Here is a 20036-nt window from a genome sequence, read left to right as displayed (position 1 = left end):
GGCACGGCGGCTACTTCTTTCTCAGAGAATCCGATGCCGCCGGCCGACGAGATCTCGGGAGGCGCGGCTCTCGGTGGGTGTCCGGTGCGCGGGCAGCGGATACTTCGGGGTCTGATGGTGCCACGGCACCGTGCGGGTTCGAATCCCGTCGTCGGCTGTGGGCCGACGTGGCGGAAGCGGAAGACGCGTCAGGTGAACAGCACCCGCAGCCGGTCCTGATCTCGGACACCCTCCCTTTGCCGCGCCCCCCTCCGTGACAGCCACGAATTCGGGGGAATTCAGCATGGCGCGATTCAACACACGGCGCGCGAAGGCGCGGCCCGGCACGCCGGTCACCACGACCGGGCGGGCCCTGCGCACCCACCAGGGCGGCCTCGGCCATGAACGGGACGCCCGCTCCGAGCTGTTCCTGCTCGCCGTCGCCAACTTCGTCTCCCAGCAGACCTTCTACGAGTCCGGCGCCGCCCGCGACGACCGGTTCGCGAAGCTCGTGCGCGAGCTGGCCGTCACCGACCCCGGCTGGACGGCCGGCCTGCTCGGCTGGCTGCGCGGCGAGGGCAACCTGCGGACGGCCTCCCTGGTGGGCGCCGCCGAGTACGTGAAGGCGCGGCTCGACGCGGGGACGGCCGACGGCCCCTCCAACCGGCAGGTGGTCGACTCCGTCCTCCAGCGCCCCGACGAGCCCGGTGAGCTGCTCGCGTACTGGACGGTGAAGTACGGCCGGGCCGTCCCCAAGCCGGTCAAGCGGGGCGTCGCCGACGCCGTACGCCGCCTCTACACCGGCAAGGCGCTGCTGAAGTACGACACCGCGTCCAGGGGTTACCGCTTCGGCGACATCCTCAACCTGGTCCACGCGGCACCCGACCCGGACAAGCCGTGGCAGGGCGACCTGTTCCGGTACGCGCTCGACCGCCGGCACCACCCGGAGACGGCGGAGCCGCCCGCGTCGAACCGCACGCTGACGGCGCACCGCGCGCTGATGGCGGTGCCGGTCGAGGAGCGGCGCGCCCTCGTGACGGCGCCCGACGGGGCCGAGCGGCTGGCGGCGGCCGGGATGACCTGGGAGGCGCTGGCGGGCTGGCTCCAGGGGCCGATGGACAAGGCGGCCTGGGAGGCCGTCATCCCGTCCATGGGCACCATGGCGCTCGTGCGCAACCTGCGGAACTTCGACGAAGCGGGCGTCTCCGACGAGGTCGCGGCGCGGGTCGCCGCGCGGATCGCCGACCCGGAGGAGGTGCGCCGCTCGCGGCAGTTCCCCTTCCGGTACCTGGCCGCGTACCAGCACGCGCCGTCGCTGCGCTGGGCGTACCCGCTGGAGCGGGCGCTCGGTCACTCGCTGGCCAACGTGCCCGCGCTGCCCGGGCGCACCCTGGTGCTCGTCGACCGCTCCGGTTCCATGTGGGCGCCGCTGTCCGGCCGCTCGGAGCTGAACCGCGCCGACGCGGCGGCCCTCTTCGGTACGGCGCTGGCGCTGCGGGCGGCGGACGCGGACCTCGTCGAGTTCGGCACCGGCAGCCGCGCGGTGCCGTTCCGGCGGGGCGAGTCGGTGCTGCGGATCCTGGAGCGGTTCGGCAGCCTGGGCGGCACGGACACCACCGAGGCGGTACGGCGGCACTACCGCGGGCACGACCGGGTGCTGATCGTCACCGACGAGCAGTACACCCGCCACCGGCACGGCGGCCCGACCGAGCAGGTCCCGGCGGACATCCCGGTCTACACCTGGAACCTCGCCGGGTACCGCCCGGGCCACGGCCCGTCGGGGAGCGGGAACCGGCACACGTTCGGCGGGCTCTCCGACGCGGCGTTCCGGATGGTGCCGCTGGTGGAGGCCGGGCGGAACGCGGACTGGCCCTGGGCGGCGTGACCCGGCCGGGCGCCCCCCTCGCGGCGCGGCGGGGGCGCCCCCGGTTCGGGTCCCGCCCTACAGCGCCTGCGCGGCCGGCTTGACCATGTTGCGGACCGTGCGGGCCTTCACGAAGTCGCCCATGGCGGTCATCTCCCACTCGCCGGAGAACTGGCGGATCAGCTTGGCCATCATCACGCCGGTCTGCGGCTCGGCTCCGGTGAGGTCGAAGCGGACCAGTTCCTCGCCGGTGGTGGCGTCGATGAGGCGGCAGTAGGCCTTGGCGACCTCGGTGAACTTCTGGCCGGAGAACGAGTTCACGGTGAAGACCAGGCCCGTGACCTCCTGCGGGAGGCGGCCCAGGTCGACGGTGATGACCTCGTCGTCGCCGCCGCCCTCGCCGGTGAGGTTGTCGCCGGAGTGGCGGATGGCGCCGCCGACGATGGTCAGCTTGCCGAAGTAGCAGCTGTCGATGTGGTTGCGCTGGGGGCCGTAGGCGATGACCGAGGCGTCCAGGTCGATGTCCTTGCCGCGGTACGCCGGCTCCCAGCCGAGGCCCATCTTCACCTGCGAGAGCAGCGGGCGGCCGCCCTTGACCAGGGAGACGGTCTGGTTCTTCTGCAGGCTGACGCGGCCCTTGTCCAGGTTGATCTTCCCGGCGCCGGGGGCGGGGCTCGGTGCGGGCGGCGGGGTCGCGGGGGCCGGGGGAGCGGTGGCGTGCAGGCGCGGGTCCGCCGGCGGGGCGGGCGGGGCCTGTGCGGGGGCCGGGGGCGGCGTGACCGGCTGGGCCGGCGTGACCGGCTGGGCCGGGGCGGTGGCGGCCGGGGCGGGCTCCTCCACCGTGACGCCGAAGTCGGTGGCGATGCCGGCCAGGCCGTTCGCGTACCCCTGGCCGACGGCGCGGGCCTTCCACTGGCCGTTGCGCAGGTAGACCTCCACGATCACCAGGGCGGTCTCGGTGCCCAGCTGCGGGGGCGTGAAGGTGGCCAGGACGGTGTTGTCGTCCGCGTTGCGGATGGTCGCCGTCGGTTCGATGCCCTGGAAGGTCTGGCCGGCCGCGTCCGGGCTCGCGGTGACGACGATCTTCTCGATGCCGGGCGGGACGGCGGCGGTGTCGACCGTGATCGCGTCGGGGGCGGTGCCGCCGCCGGAGCGGTACGTCACGCCCGGGCCCGTGGGCTGGTTGTAGAAGATGAAGTCGTCGTCGGAGCGCACCTTGCCGTCGGCGGTGAGCAGCAGGCCCGAAACGTCCAGCCGCACCGGGGCGGTGACGTCCACCGTCACGCGGGTGGCGGGGAGCGGGATGTTCGAGCCGGGGGTCATAGCTGTCATGTCTCGTAGAACGAGCGAGCCCGTTTTACCGTTCCCTTACCGACCCGCCGATCGGGTCACCGGCGGTTGCGTGGGTGGGCGCGGGCCGTGCGCTCGGTGCCGCGGCGGTAGTTTCCGGTCCAGCGGGCCATCACCAGCTGGGCGTCGCCGTTGGCGACCTCGGTGAGGAAGGTTTCGGCGCGGGGGCCGCGGAGGGTGGTGGCGGTGTGGCCGTGATGGGTGATGCGGACTGATCCGTCGCGGTGGGTTTCGTAGGTGAAGCCGTGGGGTGGGGGCATGGGCGGACGCTACGGGGGTGGGACGTGGGTGCCCCAGGGGTTTTCCGCCCCCGCCGCCCCTGCCCGTCCCATCCCGGGGCGCTGCCCCTGACCCCGCCGGGGGCCGCGCCCCCGGGCCCCCGGCGGGGGCTTCGCCCCCCGCGCCCCCGCTGGGGCTGCGCCCCAGACCCCCTTCGGCCCTGAACGGGCCTCGTCCTCAAACGCCGGACGGGCTGGATTGCGGGCCGGAGTCGTGAGGTGCGGAGGAAGAGGGAAGGGGGGCGGGGCGGGGGTGCGGGCTGGGGATCCCGGCCGGGGGTTGCGGGGTGCGGGGGTGGCTGGAGGGGCTGGCCGGGGATGCCGGCCCGGGGGCGTGTGGTGCCGTCGGTGGAGCGTCACGCCGTCCAGGGCCGGAGGTGGCGGTAGGGGTGTGAGGTGTTCGAGTCGGGAGTGGCCCCTGGTGTGGGCGGAGCCTCAGGGCACGACCACGATCTTGCGGCCCACTCCCGCCGCGAACTGGGCCAGGGCCTCCGGGTAGCGGTCCAGGGGGAGGCGGTCGCTGATGAAGATGTCGGGGTCGAGGACTCCGTTGGCGAAGAGTTCGGCGGCGCGTTCGAAGCTGTGGAGGACGGCCATGGAGCCGGTGATGGTGATCTCCTGGTTGTAGATGCGGTAGGGGTCGATGGTGACGCGGGTGGCGTAGTCGGCGACGCCGAACTGGAGGAAGGTGCCCGCCTTGGCGACGCGGTCCAGGCCGTCCTGGATCGCCTTCGCGTTGCCCGTGGCGTCCACGACGACGTCCCAGCCCTGGGGGCGGTCGAGTTCGTCCGGGGTGGCGGCGGCCGCCGAGACGCCGAGACGGCGGGCCGTCTCCAGGCGGGACGGGTTCAGGTCGACCACGTCGACGCTCGCCGCGCCGGTCCGCTTGGCCAGCTCCAGCATCATCAGGCCCATCGTTCCCGAGCCGTAGATCAGGACGTGGGCGCCGAGACGGGTGCGCAGGACGTCGTAGCCGCGGACCGCGCAGGACAGGGGCTCGATCAGGGCGGCGTCCTCGGTGCGGATGTGGTCGGGGAGCCGTACGCAGTTCGCGACCGGGGCGACCGCGTAGCGGGCCGCGCCGCCCGGGGTGGTCACACCGATGGCCGCCCAGCGTTCGCAGAGGTTGTTGTGGCCGGTGCGGCAGTAGCGGCACTCGTGGCAGTACAGGGACGGGTCGACCGCGACCCGGTCGCCGGCCGACAGCTCGGTGACCTGCGTGCCGACGGCGACCACCTCGCCGGCGAACTCGTGGCCGGGCACGATCGGCAGCTTCGGGGCGAACTCGCCCTGCAGGATGTGGAGGTCGGTGCCGCACAGGCCGCACGCGGCGACCTCGACGACGACCTCGCGGGGGCCGGGCGTCGGGTCGGGGATCTCGGACACCACGGCCTTGCCCACGGACTCGATGACGGCGGCCTTCATTTCACGGCTCCCAACGACAGGCCCTGGACGAGTTTGTCCTGGGCGGCGAACCCCGCGGCGAGCACCGGCAGGGAGATGACGAGCGACGCGGCGCACACCTTCGCCAGGAACAGGCCCTGGCTGGTGATGAAGCCGGTCAGGAAGACGGGGGCGGTCTCGGCCACCACCCCGGTCAGCACGCGGGCGAACAGCAGTTCGTTCCAGCTGAAGATGAAGCAGATCAGGGCCGTCGCGGCCATGCCGGGCAGGGCGATCGGGGCGATCACCCGCGTGAGGATCACCGGCAGGCGCGCGCCGTCCACCCGGGCCGCCTCGATGACCGCCACCGGCACCTCGGCCAGAAACGACTGCATCATCCACACGGCGATCGGCAGGTTCATGGAGGTGTACAGGACGACCAGCAGCCAGATGTTGTCGAGCAGGCCGGTGTTCCGCGCGAAGAGGTAGATCGGCAGCAGGCCCGCGACGACCGGCAGCATCTTCGTCGACAGGAAGAAGAACAGGACGTCCGTCCACTTGCGGACCCGGTTGATCGACAGGGCGTAGGCGGCGGGCAGCGCCAGCGCCAGGACCAGCACGGTCGACGTCAGGGACGCCACCGTGGAGTTGATCAGCGCGGGCCAGGGGCTCGCGCCGCCCGTCAGGCCGAAGAACTCGCGGTAGCCGTCCAGGGTGAGCGGCGCGGTGAAGGACGGCGGGTTGGTCGCGGCGTCCGCCTCCGAGTGCAGGGACGTCAGCGCCATCCAGGCGATGGGCAGGAAGAACACGATCCCGGCGAGCCAGGCCATGAGGCCCGCTCCGGTGCTGCGCACGGTGCGTCGTACGGCGTTCACGCGCGGGACACCTCCTCGCGGAAGAGGGACGACACGACCCGCAGCGCGAAGGTCGCGATGACGATCGAGCCGAGCACCACCAGGACGCCCGCGGCCGAGGCGAGGCCGTTCTCGTGGGCCTGGTAGAAGCTCTGGTAGACGGTGTAGGGGAGGTTGGCCGTGCCCAGGCCGCCGGACGTGATCGTGAAGACCGCGTCGAAGTTCTGGACGATGTAGATCGAGCCGAGCAGGGCGCCCAGTTCCAGGTAGCGGCGCAGGTGCGGCAGCGTCAGGTGGACGAAGATCTGCCGGCCGCTCGCGCCGTCCACCCGCGCGGCCTCCAGCTGCTGCGGGTCGCGGCTCTGCAGCCCGGCCAGCAGGATCAGCATCATGAACGGGGTCCACTGCCAGATCAGCGCGGCCTCCACGGCCAGCAGCGGGGTGCCGGAGACCCAGTCCGGCTGCGGGCCCCCGACGTAGCCGAGCAGGCCGTTCAGCAGGCCGTACTCCGGGTTGTACAGGACGTGTTTCCACAGCAGCGCCGCCGCGACCGGGACCACCAGGAACGGGGCGATCAGCAGGGTGCGGACCACGCCCCGGCCGCGGAAGCGGCGGTCGAGGAGGAGGGCGAGCAGCAGGCCCAGCACCAGGCTGACCAGCACCACGGTCGCCGTCAGCAGGATCGTCGTGCCCACCGACCGGCGCAGGTCGGCGTCGGTGAGGACGTGCCGGTAGTTGTCGAGGCCCGCGAAGCGGCGGGCGTCGGGGTAGAGGGCGTTCCAGTCGAAGAAGGAGATCACCAGCGTGGCCACGAACGGCAGCTGGGTCACCACGATCATGAAGACCAGGGCGGGCAGCAGGGGCGCCCGGGTGGCCCAGGCGCGCAGGCGGGTCCGCGGTGCGCCCGCGGCGCGTACGGGGGTGCCGGCCACGGGGGCCGTCGTCGTCGCGGTCATCGGCCCTCGTACTCCTCGGAGACGCGCTCGGCGAGCTGCTGGGACTTCCTCAGGGCCGTCTCGACGGACTGGCGTCCGGCGATGGCCGCGCTGATCTCGCGGGAGACCCGGGTGCCGAGGTCGGTGAACTCGGGGATGCCGACGAACTGGATGCCGGGCGCGGGGCGCGGCTGGACGCCGGGGTCGTCGGGGCGGGCGTTCTCGATGGCCGCGCGGGTCATCTCCTGGAAGGCTGCGGCCTGAGCGCGGTAGGCGGGGTTCGCGTACGTCGAGGCGCGCTTGCCCGCCGGGACGTTCGCCCAGCCGATCTTCTCGCCGACCAGCCGCTCGTACTCCTTGCCCGAGGCCCAGGAGACGAACTTCCACGCCTTGCCGGGGTTGCGGGAGGCGTTCTGGATGCCCCAGGCCCAGGTGTAGAGCCAGCCGGAGGAGCCGGTCCGCTCGACGGGCGCGGGCGCGTAGCCGATCTTGCCCTTGACCGGGGAGCCCGCCGCCTCCAGGGCGCCGGCCGCCGAGGTGGCGTCGTACCACATGGCCACCTTGCCCTGGGTCATGTTGTTCAGGCACTCGGCGAAGCCGGACTGGGCGGCGCCGGACTGGCCGTGCTCGCGGACCAGGCCGACGTAGAACTTCGTCGCCTTCTCCCACTCAGGGCTGTCGAGCCGGGCCGTCCAGTCCTCGTCGAACCAGGTGCCGCCGAAGGTGTTGACCACGGTCGTCAGCGGGGCCATCACCTCGCCCCAGCCGGGCAGTCCGCGCAGGCAGATGCCCTTCATGCCGGGCTCGGCGCCGTCCGCCTTCGCGGCCAGATCGGCGACCTGCCGCCAGGTGGGGCGCGGTGGCACGGTCAGGCCCGCGCGGTCGAACACGTCCTTGCGGTACATGAGGAAGGACGACTCGCCGTAGAAGGGCTGGCCGTAGAGCTTGCCGTCGTCGCCGGTCAGGGACTGGCGCATCGGCTTGAGGATGTCCTGTTCGTCGTACGGAGGATCCTTCGCGACGTACGGGTCGAGTGGCTTCAGCCAGCCGTTGCGGGCGTAGATCGGGATCTCGTAGTTGGAGAGGGTGGCGACGTCGTACTGGCCCGCCTGGTTGGCGAAGTCCTGGCTGATCTTGTCGCGGACGTCGTTCTCGGGCAGGACGGTGAAGTTGACCTTGATGCCGGTCTCTTCGGTGAAGTGGGCGGCGGTGAGCTTCTGCAGCTCCACCATCTGCGGGTTGTTGACCATGAGGACGTTGATGGCGTCGCCGCCGGATCCGGCCCCGCCCGCTCCGGCCCAGCAGCCGGAGAGCAGCGGGGCGAGCAGCGTCCCTGCGGCGGCCGTGGCGAGCAGGGCTCGCGGGGGCCGTCGCCGGCTCGGGGTTCGCATGGATCGCTCCTGGGATGGACGTATGGGGAGATAAGGGGCGTCGGAGGGGAGGGAGGGCCCTGGGGTGCCCTACAGGGGAGTGGGTTGGAGAATCAGACGCGGATGACCTGGGGGCCCAGCAGCGCGTAGCGGTGTGCCTCGGCCGCCGGCAGCAGGGTGCTCGTCACGATCGCCTCCAGCGCGCCGACCTCCGCGAACCGGCAGAAGCTCACCGCGCCGAACTTGGTGTGCACCCCGGCGAAGACGGTGCGCCGCGCGGCCCGTACGGCCTGCGCCTTGACCTCGCCGACGGCCGGGTCGGGGGTGGTCAGGCCGTGCTCGCGGGAGATGCCGTTGGCGCCGATGTAGGCGAGGTCGACGACGAAACCGGCCAGCATCTTGGTGGTCCAGTGGTCGACGGTGGCGAGGGTGCCGGGGCGCACCCGGCCGCCGAGCAGCAGCACCGAGACGTGGTCCTTCCCGGCGAGCACGCCCGCGACCGGCAGGGACGCGGTGACCACGGTCAGCGGCCGGTCCCTGGGCAGGGCCTCGGCGATGAGCTGCGGGGTGAAGCCCTCGTCGACGAAGACCGTCTCGGCGTCCCCGAGCAGCTCGGCCGCGGCGACGGCGATCCGGCGTTTCTCGGGGACGTGGCTGGTGGCGCGGTAGGAGAGCGTCGTCTCGAACCCGGCGCTCTCCACGGGGTAGGCCCCGCCGTGCGTACGGCGCACGAGGCCGTGGTCCTCCAGGACGCGCAGATCCCGTCGTACGGTCTCCTTGGCCACGCGCAGCTCGGCGGCGAGCGCGGTGACGTCCACGGAGCCGGTGGCGCGGGCCATCCGTACGATCTCGCGCCGCCGTTCGTCCGCGGTCCTGTCCATGGGTGTCACCCGCCTTCTCGCCGTGCTGCCCGTTCGGGCCCCGGTGGGGCCGTGGGGGAAGTTCTACAGCGGTCGCGGGGAGCTGACCAGGTCTGTTACGGGGGTGATGATGCCCGGGGTATGCCTGTTCGGCGGGATCGGTGCCCGTCTCGGACGCGGCGCGCGGTCGGTGGGGCGGGGCCGGCCCGTGCCGCGTCGTGCCTGGTCGCGGCGGGTCGCGGCGGTGTCCGCGCGCCCCGGCCGGCGCCGTCGCGCCGGGTCCGGGCGGGCCGCGACCGGTCGGCGGCCGTGCCCGAATGCGCGGCGGGCGGGCCCGCTCGGTGCCCGCCCGCCGTGTCCGTGGCCTGAATCCGACGGCTCAGTACGGCCAGATGGGCGGGTCCGTCACGAAGTGGCCGCCCAGGCAGGCGTGTGCCGGGTTGTCCGGGTCCAGCTCGCCCTGCTCGGCGATGAGCTTCGCGGCGTACGGCTCGGAGTCGTCCTGCGGTGCGTAGCCGAGGGCCCGCGCGGTGGACAGGTCCCACCACAGTCGGGTGTTGGCGGAGGAGCCGTAGACGACGGTGTGGCCGACGTCCTCGGCGGTCAGGGCGGCGTGGAAGAGGCGGGCGCCGTCGGCGGGGCTCATCCACACCGAGAGCATGCGCACGCTGGTCGGTTCGGGGAAGCAGGAGCCGATCCGCACGGAGACGGTCTCCAGGCCGTGCTTGTCCCAGTAGAACTGCGCGAGGTCCTCGCCGAAGGACTTGGACAGGCCGTAGAAGGTGTCCGGGCGGCGCGGGGTGTCGACCGGGATGAGCGGGTCGTCGCCCTGAGGGCGCGGGGTGTAGCCCACCGCGTGGTTGGAGGAGGCGAAGACGATCCGGCGGACGCCCTCCGCGCGGGCGGCCTCGTAGAGGTGGTAGGTGCCCTCGATGTTCGCCTTCAGGATCTTCTCGAAGGGGGCTTCCAGGGAGATGCCCGCGAGGTGGATGATCGCGTCGACGCCGCGCACGGCCTCGCGGACCGCGTCCTTGTCGGCGAGGTCGGCGACGATCGCGTCCGGGGCGTCCTCGATGGGGCGCAGATCGAGCAGGCGCAGCGCGTAGCCGTACTCCGGGAGGAGGTCCCGCATCAGCGTGCCGAGTCCGCCGGCGGCGCCGGTGAGCAGAACGGTGCGGGGAGCGGGCATCCTCGGGTCTCCTTGGATCGGCGGCCGTGCGGGAGGGGGGCGCACCGGGTGCGCGGTGCGCGTACGTACGGACGAAGGTGCGGGTGAACGCACGGACGACCGTACGGGTGAACGGGTGAACGGGTGACGTGCGGCGCGGCGTGCACAAGCCCGTACGCCATTCATATGCGTGGACACGCTAAAAGTCGGTGCGGCGCCCGTCAAGTATCCGTCGGCGTCCGCGGAACCCGCTGAATCCGCTGGTATGGCAGGGGTTGGGGCGCTTGACCCGCCTCCTGGGGGCGCCTTAGCGTGGAGGCGTTCAGAAATGTGGACGTGGATTATGAATATGGACCCCTCGGACCCTCGGGAGCGCCCGTGACGTCAGCCCCTCTCGCCGCCCGCCTCACCGTCCCCAGCGGGCCGCTGTTCTTCCCCGTCACGGCCTTCGGCCCGGACGGCGGCGTCGACCTCGACGTCTACCGCGCGCACGTGCGCCGCGGGGTGGAGGCCGGCGCCGCCGCCGTCTTCGCCTGCTGCGGCACCGGCGAGTTCCACGCGCTCACCCCCGAGGAGTTCCAGCGCTGCGTGCGCGCGGCCGTCGAGGAGAGCGCCGGGCGGGTGCCGGTCGTCGCCGGGGCCGGCTACGGCACCGCGCTCGCCGTACGGTACGCGCGGCTCGCCGAGGAGGCGGGCGCCGACGGACTGCTCGCCATGCCGCCGTACCTCGTGGTCGCCGGGCAGGAGGGGCTGCTGCGCCACTACCGGGAACTCGCGGCGGCCACCGCGCTGCCCGTGATCGTCTACCAGCGCGACAACGTCGTCCTCACCCCGGAGACCGCCGTCGAGCTCGCCCGCACCGACGGCGTCGTCGGCCTCAAGGACGGCCTCGGCGACCTTGACCTCATGCAGCGGATCGTCAGCGCCGTACGCACCGAGGCCCCCGGCGACTTCCTCTACTTCAACGGGCTGCCCACCGCCGAACAGACCCAGCTCGCCTACCGCGGCATCGGCGTCACCCTCTACTCCTCCGCCGTCTTCTGCTTCGTCCCCGAACTCGCCCTCGCCTTCCACCAGGCCCTGCGCACCGGCGACGACACCACCGCGCACCGCCTCCTCGACGGCTTCTACCGGCCCTTCGTGGAACTGCGCGCCCAGGGCCGCGGCTACGCCGTCGCCCTCGTCAAGGCCGGGGTACGGCTGCGCGGGCTGGACGTGGGCGAGGTACGGCCCCCGCTCAACGAGCCGGGCGAAAATCATGTCAAGCAGCTCGCTCAGCTGATCGAGCGTGGGTACGCGCTGCTGGAGGACACCAAGTGAAGGCATCGGCATTCGTCTACCCCTGGGACGTCAACGGGGACCCCGCCGCCCCGGCGCGCCTCGCGGACCTGGGCATACGCCAGGTGACGCTGGCCTCCGCCTACCACTCCACCCGCGCGCTGACCCCCCGCCACCCCGCCCGCCGCATCGTCACCGCCGAACACGCCGCCGTGCTCTACCCCCTCGGCGCCCGCTGGGAGGGCCGCACCCTGCGCCCCTACCCGGCCGGCGCCTGGGCACCCGAGGCGGACGCGTACGGAGAGGCCGCCGCCGCGCTCGCCGACGCCGGCCTGGAGACGCACACCTGGGTCGTCCTCGCCCACAACTCCCGCCTGGGCGCCGAGCACCCGGACACCTCGGTCGTCAACGCCTACGGCGACCGCTACCCGTGGGCGCCGTGCGTGGCGCGGCCCGCCACGCGCGCGTACCTCGTCGACCTGGCCGCCGAGGCCGCCGTACGGCCCGGGGCACGCGGCACCGAACTGGAGTCCCTCGGCTGGTACGGCCTCGCCCACCTGCACGCCCACGACAAGACCGGCGGGGTCGGCCTGGGCGACGCCGGCCAGTACCTGATGTCGCTGTGCTTCTGCCCCGACTGCCGCGCGGGCTACGCCGCCCACGGCCTCGACCCCGACGACCTGGCCGCCGCCGTCCGCGCCGCCCTGGAGCCGCTGTGGCAGGGGGCGCCCTCCGACGGCGGCTGGGCCGCGGTGGAGAAGCTGCTCGGCGACACCACCGCGAACGCCACGCGCGCGTGGCGCGACGAGACCGCCCGCACCCTCCAGGAGGCGGCCGTGGCCGCGGTCCGCGCGGAGGCCCCCGACGGCTTCCAGGTCCTCCTGCACGCCGACCCGGTCTCCTACCACTGCGGCGCCAACGCGGGCGTCGACCCCGCGCACATCCTGTCCGTCGCGGACGGCGTCGTCGTCCCCTGCACGGGCGGCCCCGGCCTGCTCACCCCCTTCGCGGAACAGCACCGCGCGGACGCCGTCCTCGCCGCCAACTTCACGGTCGTCTCCGGAATGGGCGGCAGCCCCGCCACCCTCGCCGCGGACGCCGCCCGCGCCCGCGACCTCGGCGCGACGGAACTGCGGCTGTACCACGCGGGGCTGGCCTCGGACGGGGACCTGGCGGCGGTGCGGTCGGCGCTCGCGCGGGTGTGACCCATGCCCGGTGCACGTCCTCGGCTCGGCCACGCACCCACCGGCCGAGGCCGCACCGGGCGCCGGGACGCCCTCCCCGCCGTGCTGCGGACCGCCGCCGTGCTGCGGACCGCCGGCGGGCCGCAGCCGATCACTGCCGATCACTGCTGACCTGCCGATCGCCGGCGATCACCAGCCCGGTTGCAGCGCCCGCTACCCCGCGTGACGATCGAAGAGGGGCACACGCGCGCGAGGACATGGCCGGCCGCGGAGGGGACGCGACGAACGACGCGGGGGGACGCGGGGGCATGCGACGAGAGGGTACGGCCATGTCACAGCTCGAACGCTTCCGCTACCACACGGCGGAGGACCCGCAGGCGCGCGGCGCGCATCTCGGACCGGCGGAGGTCCGGGCGCTGGAGGCAACGGAGACGCCGGACGGCTTCGAAGCGTTCAACTCGCCGGAGTCCGCGGCCCGTTTCTACCTGGAGGAGAAACTCGTCCAGGAGGACGCGCCCGGACTGCGCGCGGCCGTCCGCGAGGACCGGCCCGAGAAGGTCCCGGACCTCGCGCTGCGCGGCACGCGCCACCAGGCCGGCACCGGCACGACCCTGGTCCGCTTCGAGCAGACCCGCAAGGAGATCCCCGTCTTCGGCGCCGAAGCCCTCGTCGAGGTCGACGAGGACAACCAGCTCGTCTCGATGGACTGCCGGCTCGGCGAGGTGACCGACGTCGGTACCGTGCCGGAACTGACCGGAACGGAAGCACTGGAGCGGGTCAAGGAGGCGACCGGGAGCGCGGTCACCGCGGAGGAACTGCCGCCGCCGTCACTGGCGTACGTCAGCCGGGACGACCGCTGGCACCTCGCCTGGCACCTGCGCGGCGTGCCGGCCCAGCTCCCCGAGACGCGCCGCGGCGGTCTGCGCGGCCACGGTCTGGGCCGGTCCCCGCGCGACGACTTCCCGCTCACCGGCTACCTCGTCGACGCGTCCTCCGGCGAGATCCTCCAGTCGTACGGGATGACACCGACGGCCGCGGTGCCCACCCGGCTGGAGGGCGCGGACGAGATCGACGTCCGCCACCGGTTCCGGGGCAGCCGGCAGGACGGCTCCTACCTCCTCCACGACAGGTGGCGGGACATCGCCACCTACGACCTCGGATTCGCCGACCTCGCGCAGACCCGGCTGCCGGCCACGGCGATCGGGTCGGCGCAGGCGGACTTCGGCGCGGCGCACCGGGCCGGGATCTCGGCCCACGTCAACGCGGAGCGGGTGGAGAGCTTCTACCGCGACGAGCTGTACCGCGACGGCATCGACGACGCCGACATGGCGCTCGTCTCCACCGTGAACTGCGTCTACCTGCAGGACGGGCCGGGGCCGGAGTGGGTCAACGCCGTCTGGTGGAACGGGCGGATGTGGTACGGCCAGATGTCCGACGGCACCCGGCTGGTCAGCCTCGCCCGCCACCTCGACATCATCGCGCACGAGCTGACCCACGGGGTGATCGAGCACTCCTGCGACCTCCTCTATCAGGACCAGTCCGGAGCGCTGAACGAGTCGCTGGCCGACACCATGGGCGTCATCATCGCCAACTGGTACCAGGCGCCCGACCGGGACGACGTGCGTACGTGGAGCTGGGAACTGGGCGCGGGGCTGGGCAGCGGGGAGCTGCCGCTGCGGGACATGAGCGACCCCTCCCGGACCGGTGACCCCGCCCACATGCGGGACTACCTGGTCACCCGGCGGGACAACGGCGGTGTCCACACCAACAGCAACATCCACAACAAGGCGATGCACCACCTTCTCACCTCGGCCGACGAGGGAGGCAATCCCGTGCTGCAGGTCGGGGAATGGGCCCTGCTGATCTACCTCGCCCTCGTCCGCCTGCTGAAGCAGTCCGGCTTCGCCGACATGAGGCAGGCGCTGCGCGACGTCACCCAGACCTACCTGGCCGGGAGCGAGGCCGCGCGGACGGCCACGCTGGACGCCGTGGACGACGCGTACCGGAGGGTCGGCATCGGCTGAGCGCCGCCGCGCGGGCCGGTGCCCGTTCCCGTGCGGGTGCCGGTGGCGGTGCCGTCACGGGAACGGGCACCGGGCGGACGAGGGCACCGGGCGGCCGATGAGTTCCGCCGTCGCCGCCGGTCCACCTTCCAGGACCCCTCCCGGAGGAGCAGCGCATGACCGGACCGACCCGCCCGACCCTCGATCTCGGCCCCCAGACGGCGCTCGTGGCCCGCCTCGCCGGCGTCGTCCGCGACGGACAGCTGGCGGACCCCACACCGTGCCCGAAGTACACCGTGGGCGACCTGCTCGCCCACCTGAGCAAGCTTGCCGTCGCCTTCCGCGACGCGGGCCGCAAGCACCTGGGCGTCACGACCGACACCAGCCCGGACGCCGGGCTGCCCGTCCTGGAACCAGACTGGCGCACCCGGCTCCCCGCGGTGCTCGGCGAACTCGCCGGGGCATGGCGGGACCCGGCCGCCTGGAGCGGTACGACCCGCGCCGGGGGAGCGGACCTGCCCGGCGCGGTGGCGGGCCTCGTCGCCGTCGACGAGCTGGTGATCCACGGCTGGGACCTGGCCCGCGCGACCGGCCAGGACTACGCCCCCGACCCCGCCGCTCTCCAGGCCTGCCACGCCTTCCTCACCGAGTCCGTGGACGACCCCGGCCGGGACGACATCTTCGGCCCCGTCGTCGACGTCCCCGAGTCCGCGCCCCTGCTCGACCGCGCGGTCGGACTGAGCGGACGGGACCCGGCCTGGAGGCCGTGAGGCGGGTACCGCTCCGCTCTCCGGCGACCGGCCGCCGTCAACCGCGCGGCCGGTCGCCGGCCACCGGTGCCGGCACCTTCGCGCAGTTGCGGTGGCACACGGACCCGGCGCGGCTGAGCGCGATCCTGATCTCGCGGATCTCGCATGTTCTCGCCCGCTCCGGTGACGGCGGTCCCTGCCCCCGCCCGCACCGAATCCGCGTGCGGCGCCGGCCTCTTCCTGCGCGAGGCCGGCGTCGGCGCGCATCGCGAAGGCGAACGAGTGCACCTGACCCCGAGGGACCCGTACCGCGCGGGTAGGTGCCGCCCATCCCACCGGAGGCAACCTCAACTTCCTTTGTCAGAAGCATTGACGAAACACAGGGGCGCCCCTAGCTTCAACGCGTCGTACTTCGTACGTCATATATGAGACGCGATACGCGATATCCGAGAGGCGCGCATGACCTCTGTGCCCACGCCGATCCCCTCCCGCACGCAATACGTGCTGGAGGGAATCAAACACCGCATCCTCACCGGACAGCTGACACCGGGTCAGGCCCTGGTCGAGACCGAGCTGGCCGCGCAGTTCGGGGTCTCCAAGACCCCGGTGCGCGAGGCGCTGAAGACCCTGGCCGGCACCGGACTGGTGGTGATGAACCAGTACAAGGGCGTCACGGTGCGCATGGTCGACGCGGACATGGCGCGCGAGGTCTACGACGTGCGGCTGCTCCTGGAGCCCGAGGCGCTGCGCCGCACCGTGCGCCGCGGCGCCTCCCTGGACACCGCCCGCGAGGCGCTGACCCGGGCGGACGGCGCCACGGACACCGCGGAACGGTCGCTCGCCAACCGGGAGTTCCACCGCGCCCTGTACGTGCCGTGCGGCAACCCGCTGCTCGGCCGGATGCTGGACGAGGTCCGCGACCAGGCGGCCCTCGTGTCCGCCGTGGCCTGGGCCGCCGACCCCTCCTGGGAACGGGAGGCCAGTGAGCACCGCGAGATCCTGCGGCTCGCCCTCGCCGGCGACGCCGACGGCGCGGCGCGCGCCCTCCACGCCCACATCGCGTCCTTCGTCGAGCGGGCCTTCCCCGACGTACCGGGCGAGGTCCAGGGAGAGGACGGTCAGGCATGACAACGACGTTCGAGACCCAGCGGGCGGCCCTGGCCGACGTGGTCGCGATCCCGGTGACACCCTTCGCCGAGGACGGCTCCGTCGACCAGGACACCCACCGGGCCCTGCTGCGTCGTCTGCTCGACGGGGGCATCACCACCCTCACCCCCAACGGCAACACCGGGGAGTTCTACGCCCTGACGCCGCCCGAGCGGCAGCTCGTCACCGAGATCACCATCGACGAGGCCGGCGACCGCGGGGCGGTCCTCGTCGGTGTCGGCCACGACGTGCCCACCGCCATCGCCTCCGCCCGGCACGCCCGCGAGCACGGCGCCCAGATGGTGATGGTCCACCAGCCGGTCCACCCGTACGTCTCGCAGAGCGGCTGGGTCGACTACCACCGGGCGATCGCCGAGGCCGTGCCCGAGCTGGGCGTGGTGCCGTACATCCGCAACGCGCAGCTGCACGGCGACCGGCTGGCCGAGCTGGCCGACGCCTGCCCGAACGTGATCGGCGTCAAGTACGCCGTCCCGGACGCCGCCCGGTTCGCCGCGTTCGCCCGCGACGCGGGCCTGGACCGGTTCGTGTGGGTGGCCGGGCTCGCCGAGCCGTACGCGCCCTCCTACTTCTCCGCGGGCGCCACCGGCTTCACCTCCGGGCTGGTCAACGTCTCCCCGGCCGTCTCGCTGAACATGATCGAGGCGCTGCGGTCCGGCGACTACCCGGCCGCGATGAAGGTCTGGGAGCAGATCCGCCGCTTCGAGGAACTGCGCGCCGCGAACGGCTCCGCCAACAACGTCACCGTCGTCAAGGAGGCCCTCGCCTCGCTCGGCCTGTGCCGCCGCGAGGTGCGCCCGCCGAGCAAGCCGCTGCCGGAGCACGAGCGGGCCGAGGTCGCCGCCATCGCCGCCGGGTGGTCCATATGACGCGCCGCCCGGAGGACCTCAGAAGCCACCAGTGGTACGGCACCGACGGACTGCGCTCCTTCAGCCACCGCGCCCGCACCCGCCAGCTCGGCTACCTGCCCGAGGAGCACCTGGGCAAGCCGGTCATCGCGATCCTCAACACCTGGTCCGACATCAACCCCTGCCACGTCCACCTGCGCGACCGCGCCCAGGCGGTCAAGCGGGGCGTGTGGCAGGCGGGCGGCTTCCCGCTGGAGTTCCCGGTCTCCACCCTCAGCGAGACCTTCCAGAAGCCGACCCCGATGCTGTACCGGAACCTGCTCGCCATGGAGACCGAGGAGCTGCTGCGCTCCTACCCGGTCGACGGCGCGGTGCTGATGGGCGGCTGCGACAAGTCCACGCCCGCCCTCCTCATGGGCGCCGCGAGCGCCGGCCTGCCCGCCGTGTTCGTGCCCGCCGGACCCATGCTGCCCGGCCACTGGCGCAACGAGGTCCTGGGCTCCGGCACCGACATGTGGAAGTACTGGGACGACAAGCGCGCCGGCCTCATCGGCGACTGCGAGATGCAGGAACTGGAGAGCGGCCTGGCCCGCTCGCCCGGCCACTGCATGACGATGGGCACCGCCTCCACGCTGACCGCCGCCGCCGAGGCCCTCGGCATGACCGTGCCGGGCGCCTCCAGCATCCCGGCCGTCGACTCCGGACACGACCGGATGGCCGCGAAGGCGGGCATGACCGTCGTCGACCTGGTCCACAAGGACCGCGGGATCGGCCACATCCTCACCCGTGAGGCCTTCGAGGACGCCGTCACCACCGTGCTCGGCCTCGGCGGCTCCACCAACGCCGTCATCCACCTGATCGCCATGGCGGGCCGCGCGGGCGTCAGGCTCACCCTCGACGACTTCGACCGCATCGCCCGCACCGTCCCGGTCCTCGCCAACGTCCGCCCCGGCGGCCGGACCTACCTCATGGAGGACTTCCACTTCGCGGGCGGCCTGCCCGGCTTCCTCTCCCGCATCCCGGACCTGCTCCACCTGGACCGCCCGACGGTGTCGTACGACACGATGCGCGAGCAGCTCGCGGGCGCCCGGGTGCACAACGACGACGTCATCCGGCCCCGCGACAACCCGGTGGCCCCCGAGGGCGGGGTCGCGGTGCTGCGCGGCAACCTCTGCCCGGACGGCGCGGTCATCAAGCACATCGCCGCCGAACCCCACCTGCTCAAGCACACCGGGCCCGCGGTCGTCTTCGACGACTACCGGACCATGCAGCGCACCATCAACGACCCGGCGCTGAACATCACCGCCGACAGCGTGCTCGTGCTGCGCAACGCCGGCCCCAAGGGCGGCCCCGGCATGCCCGAGTACGGCATGCTGCCCATCCCCGACCACCTGCTGAAGCAGGGCGTGCGGGACATGGTGCGGATCTCCGACGCCCGGATGAGCGGCACCAGTTACGGCGCGTGCGTGCTGCACGTGGCGCCGGAGTCGTACGTCGGCGGGCCGCTGGCGCTGGTGCGCACGGGCGACCTCATCACGCTCGACGTCGAGGCCCGCACCCTCCACCTCCAGGTGGACGACGACGAGCTGGCGCGCAGGAGGGCGGAGTGGACCCCGCCGCCCACCCGTGACGAGCGCGGCTACGGCGCGCTCTACAACGAGCAGATCACCCAGGCGGACACCGGCTGCGACTTCGAGTTCCTCGCCCGGCCGGGCAAGGTGCAGGACCCGTACGCGGGCTGAGCAGTACCCGGTCACGGCCCTCATTGGCCGAGATGCCGAACATCGATCGGAAAGCGCTTCACCGAGAACCGAGAAACGGAGAACAGTCATGGCCCAAGCCGCAGCCGTGGCGAAACCGCCCGCGCCACCCCGGCGGCGCCGTGCCTCCGCCACGCCGCGCAGGCTCCCGTACCTGCTGATCGCACCGGCCGCCCTGCTGATGCTGGGCTTCATCGCCTACCCGGTGATCAGCGTCTTCTACTACAGCCTGCAGGAATACAACCCCACCAAGCCGTGGCGGAACGGTTTCGCGGGCTTCGACAACTTCGTCCACGCCTTCACCGAGGACCCCATCTTCTGGGACACCCTCGTCTTCAGCGCCAAGTGGGTCGTCGTCGAGGTCGGACTCCAGCTGCTGTTCGGTCTCGCGCTGGCCCTGATCGTCAACCAGACCTTCGTCGGCCGGGCCCTCGGACGTGCCCTCGTCTTCTCCCCGTGGGCCGTCTCCGGCGTGCTGACCTCCGCGATCTGGGTGCTGCTCTACAACTCCCAGACCGGCATCACCCGCTACCTCGCCGACGTGGGCATCGGCTCCTACGGCACCAGCTGGCTCTCCGACACCGAGACCGTCTTCCCGGCGGCCGTCGTCGCCGACCTGTGGCGCGGCGTGCCCTTCTTCGCCATCCTCATCCTCGCCGACCTGCAGTCCGTCTCGAAGGACCTCTACGAGGCCGCCGAGGTCGACGGCGCGAGCCGCCTCAAGCAGTTCTGGCACATCACCCTGCCCCACCTGAAGGACGCCATCGTCCTGTCCACGCTGCTGCGCGCCGTGTGGGAGTTCAACAACGTCGACCTGCTCTACACCCTGACCGGCGGCGGACCGGCCGGCGAGACCACCACCCTGCCGCTGTACATCGCCAACACCAGCGTGGAGTCCCACGACTTCGGCTACGCGTCGGCCCTGACCACGGTCGCGTTCGTGATCCTGCTCTTCTGCTCGATCGTCTATCTGCGGCTGAGCAAGTTCGGAGGCGAGTCCAAGTGAGCA

17 protein-coding genes are annotated in these 20036 nt (G+C 72.7%); 9 read left to right on the top strand and 8 right to left on the bottom strand.

Features of this window, described 5'->3' with window-relative positions; translation table 11 throughout:
- Window positions 1-283 precede the first annotated feature (283 nt).
- Window positions 284-1864, top strand: a complete 1581-nt coding sequence (locus G7Z13_RS08035) for a TROVE domain-containing protein (RefSeq protein ID WP_165997355.1) — start codon at window positions 284-286, stop codon at window positions 1862-1864.
- 57 nt (window positions 1865-1921) lie between these two features.
- Here G7Z13_RS08035 and G7Z13_RS08030 read toward each other — a convergent pair whose 3' ends face one another.
- The 8 genes from G7Z13_RS08030 to G7Z13_RS07995 all read right to left on the bottom strand — a co-directional run bounded on the left by G7Z13_RS08030 (window position 1922) and on the right by G7Z13_RS07995 (window position 10062).
- A complete protein-coding gene (locus G7Z13_RS08030) occupies window positions 1922-3166 on the bottom strand; it encodes a TerD family protein (protein ID WP_166004757.1) in 1245 nt (414 codons plus the stop codon).
- A 65-nt stretch (window positions 3167-3231) separates the two neighbouring features.
- Window positions 3232-3453: a hypothetical protein gene (locus G7Z13_RS08025; protein ID WP_165997354.1), complete on the bottom strand. Its 222-nt coding sequence runs from the start codon at window positions 3451-3453 to the stop codon at window positions 3232-3234.
- Window positions 3454-3906: 453 nt separating this feature from the next.
- Window positions 3907-4896 carry a zinc-dependent alcohol dehydrogenase family protein gene (locus G7Z13_RS08020; RefSeq protein WP_165997352.1) on the bottom strand — a complete coding sequence of 330 codons (990 nt, stop codon included), beginning with the start codon at window positions 4894-4896 and terminating at the stop codon, window positions 3907-3909.
- Window positions 4893-5684 (bottom strand): carbohydrate ABC transporter permease, encoded by a 792-nt coding sequence (locus G7Z13_RS08015; protein ID WP_240926471.1) that lies wholly within the window; start codon window positions 5682-5684, stop codon window positions 4893-4895. The genes G7Z13_RS08020 and G7Z13_RS08015 overlap by 4 nt, the downstream gene beginning before the upstream one ends.
- A 41-nt stretch (window positions 5685-5725) precedes the next feature.
- A complete protein-coding gene (locus G7Z13_RS08010; RefSeq protein WP_165997348.1) occupies window positions 5726-6664 on the bottom strand; it encodes a sugar ABC transporter permease in 939 nt (312 codons plus the stop codon).
- On the bottom strand, window positions 6661-8034 hold the full coding sequence (locus G7Z13_RS08005; protein WP_165997347.1) for a sugar ABC transporter substrate-binding protein: 1374 nt from the start codon (window positions 8032-8034) through the stop codon (window positions 6661-6663). Before G7Z13_RS08005 ends, G7Z13_RS08010 begins: the two co-directional genes overlap by 4 nt.
- Before the next feature lie 92 nt (window positions 8035-8126).
- On the bottom strand, window positions 8127-8894 hold the full coding sequence (locus tag G7Z13_RS08000) for a DeoR/GlpR family DNA-binding transcription regulator (protein WP_165997345.1): 768 nt from the start codon (window positions 8892-8894) through the stop codon (window positions 8127-8129).
- 358 nt (window positions 8895-9252) lie between these two features.
- Window positions 9253-10062, bottom strand: a complete 810-nt coding sequence (locus G7Z13_RS07995) for an NAD(P)-dependent oxidoreductase (RefSeq protein WP_165997343.1) — start codon at window positions 10060-10062, stop codon at window positions 9253-9255.
- Window positions 10063-10419: 357 nt separating this feature from the next.
- On the opposite strand from G7Z13_RS07995, the gene G7Z13_RS07990 reads away from it, so the two are divergent.
- The 8 genes from G7Z13_RS07990 (at window position 10420) to G7Z13_RS07955 (ending at window position 20033) form a co-directional block, all read left to right on the top strand.
- A complete protein-coding gene (locus G7Z13_RS07990; RefSeq protein ID WP_165997342.1) occupies window positions 10420-11361 on the top strand; it encodes a 5-dehydro-4-deoxyglucarate dehydratase in 942 nt (313 codons plus the stop codon).
- A complete protein-coding gene (locus G7Z13_RS07985) occupies window positions 11358-12524 on the top strand; it encodes a hypothetical protein (protein ID WP_165997341.1) in 1167 nt (388 codons plus the stop codon). The genes G7Z13_RS07990 and G7Z13_RS07985 overlap by 4 nt, the downstream gene beginning before the upstream one ends.
- A 308-nt stretch (window positions 12525-12832) precedes the next feature.
- Window positions 12833-14527 (top strand): M4 family metallopeptidase, encoded by a 1695-nt coding sequence (locus tag G7Z13_RS07980; RefSeq protein WP_165997339.1) that lies wholly within the window; start codon window positions 12833-12835, stop codon window positions 14525-14527.
- 155 nt (window positions 14528-14682) lie between these two features.
- Window positions 14683-15276 (top strand): TIGR03086 family metal-binding protein, encoded by a 594-nt coding sequence (locus G7Z13_RS07975; protein WP_165997337.1) that lies wholly within the window; start codon window positions 14683-14685, stop codon window positions 15274-15276.
- Between the two features lie 438 nt (window positions 15277-15714).
- The gene (locus G7Z13_RS07970) at window positions 15715-16383 is read left to right on the top strand and encodes a GntR family transcriptional regulator (RefSeq protein ID WP_165997335.1); all 669 of its coding nucleotides are present in this window, start codon (window positions 15715-15717) and stop codon (window positions 16381-16383) included.
- The gene (locus G7Z13_RS07965) at window positions 16380-17288 is read left to right on the top strand and encodes a dihydrodipicolinate synthase family protein (protein WP_165997333.1); all 909 of its coding nucleotides are present in this window, start codon (window positions 16380-16382) and stop codon (window positions 17286-17288) included. Before G7Z13_RS07970 ends, G7Z13_RS07965 begins: the two co-directional genes overlap by 4 nt.
- Window positions 17285-19009, top strand: a complete 1725-nt coding sequence (gene araD, locus G7Z13_RS07960; protein WP_165997331.1) for an L-arabinonate dehydratase — start codon at window positions 17285-17287, stop codon at window positions 19007-19009. Before G7Z13_RS07965 ends, araD begins: the two co-directional genes overlap by 4 nt.
- An 88-nt stretch (window positions 19010-19097) precedes the next feature.
- On the top strand, window positions 19098-20033 hold the full coding sequence (locus G7Z13_RS07955) for a sugar ABC transporter permease (RefSeq protein WP_165997330.1): 936 nt from the start codon (window positions 19098-19100) through the stop codon (window positions 20031-20033).
- Window positions 20034-20036 lie beyond the last annotated feature (3 nt).

It is taken from the genome of Streptomyces sp. JB150, assembly GCF_011193355.1.
In the GTDB taxonomy this organism is placed as follows: domain Bacteria; phylum Actinomycetota; class Actinomycetes; order Streptomycetales; family Streptomycetaceae; genus Streptomyces.
Note: the sequence above shows the minus strand (reverse complement) of the source record. Positions and strands in the feature narration are given on the sequence as shown.

Bases quoted from the DNA above. Each gene is read 5' to 3' on its own strand.
- G7Z13_RS08015 (WP_240926471.1), bottom strand. From the start codon at position 5,684: ATGGCCTGGCTCGCCGGGATCGTGTTCTTCCTGCCCATCGCCTGGATG.
- G7Z13_RS08000 (WP_165997345.1), bottom strand. From the start codon at position 8,894: ATGGACAGGACCGCGGACGAACGGCGGCGCGAGATCGTACGGATGGCC.
- G7Z13_RS07980 (WP_165997339.1), top strand. From the start codon at position 12,833: ATGTCACAGCTCGAACGCTTCCGCTACCACACGGCGGAGGACCCGCAG.
- G7Z13_RS08035 (WP_165997355.1), top strand. From the start codon at position 284: ATGGCGCGATTCAACACACGGCGCGCGAAGGCGCGGCCCGGCACGCCG.
- araD (WP_165997331.1), top strand. From the start codon at position 17,285: ATGACGCGCCGCCCGGAGGACCTCAGAAGCCACCAGTGGTACGGCACC.
- G7Z13_RS07970 (WP_165997335.1), top strand. From the start codon at position 15,715: ATGACCTCTGTGCCCACGCCGATCCCCTCCCGCACGCAATACGTGCTG.
- G7Z13_RS07995 (WP_165997343.1), bottom strand. From the start codon at position 10,062: ATGCCCGCTCCCCGCACCGTTCTGCTCACCGGCGCCGCCGGCGGACTC.
- G7Z13_RS08025 (WP_165997354.1), bottom strand. From the start codon at position 3,453: ATGCCCCCACCCCACGGCTTCACCTACGAAACCCACCGCGACGGATCA.
- G7Z13_RS07975 (WP_165997337.1), top strand. From the start codon at position 14,683: ATGACCGGACCGACCCGCCCGACCCTCGATCTCGGCCCCCAGACGGCG.
- G7Z13_RS07965 (WP_165997333.1), top strand. From the start codon at position 16,380: ATGACAACGACGTTCGAGACCCAGCGGGCGGCCCTGGCCGACGTGGTC.
- G7Z13_RS08010 (WP_165997348.1), bottom strand. From the start codon at position 6,664: ATGACCGCGACGACGACGGCCCCCGTGGCCGGCACCCCCGTACGCGCC.
- G7Z13_RS07955 (WP_165997330.1), top strand. From the start codon at position 19,098: ATGGCCCAAGCCGCAGCCGTGGCGAAACCGCCCGCGCCACCCCGGCGG.
- G7Z13_RS08020 (WP_165997352.1), bottom strand. From the start codon at position 4,896: ATGAAGGCCGCCGTCATCGAGTCCGTGGGCAAGGCCGTGGTGTCCGAG.
- G7Z13_RS08030 (WP_166004757.1), bottom strand. From the start codon at position 3,166: ATGACCCCCGGCTCGAACATCCCGCTCCCCGCCACCCGCGTGACGGTG.
- G7Z13_RS08005 (WP_165997347.1), bottom strand. From the start codon at position 8,034: ATGCGAACCCCGAGCCGGCGACGGCCCCCGCGAGCCCTGCTCGCCACG.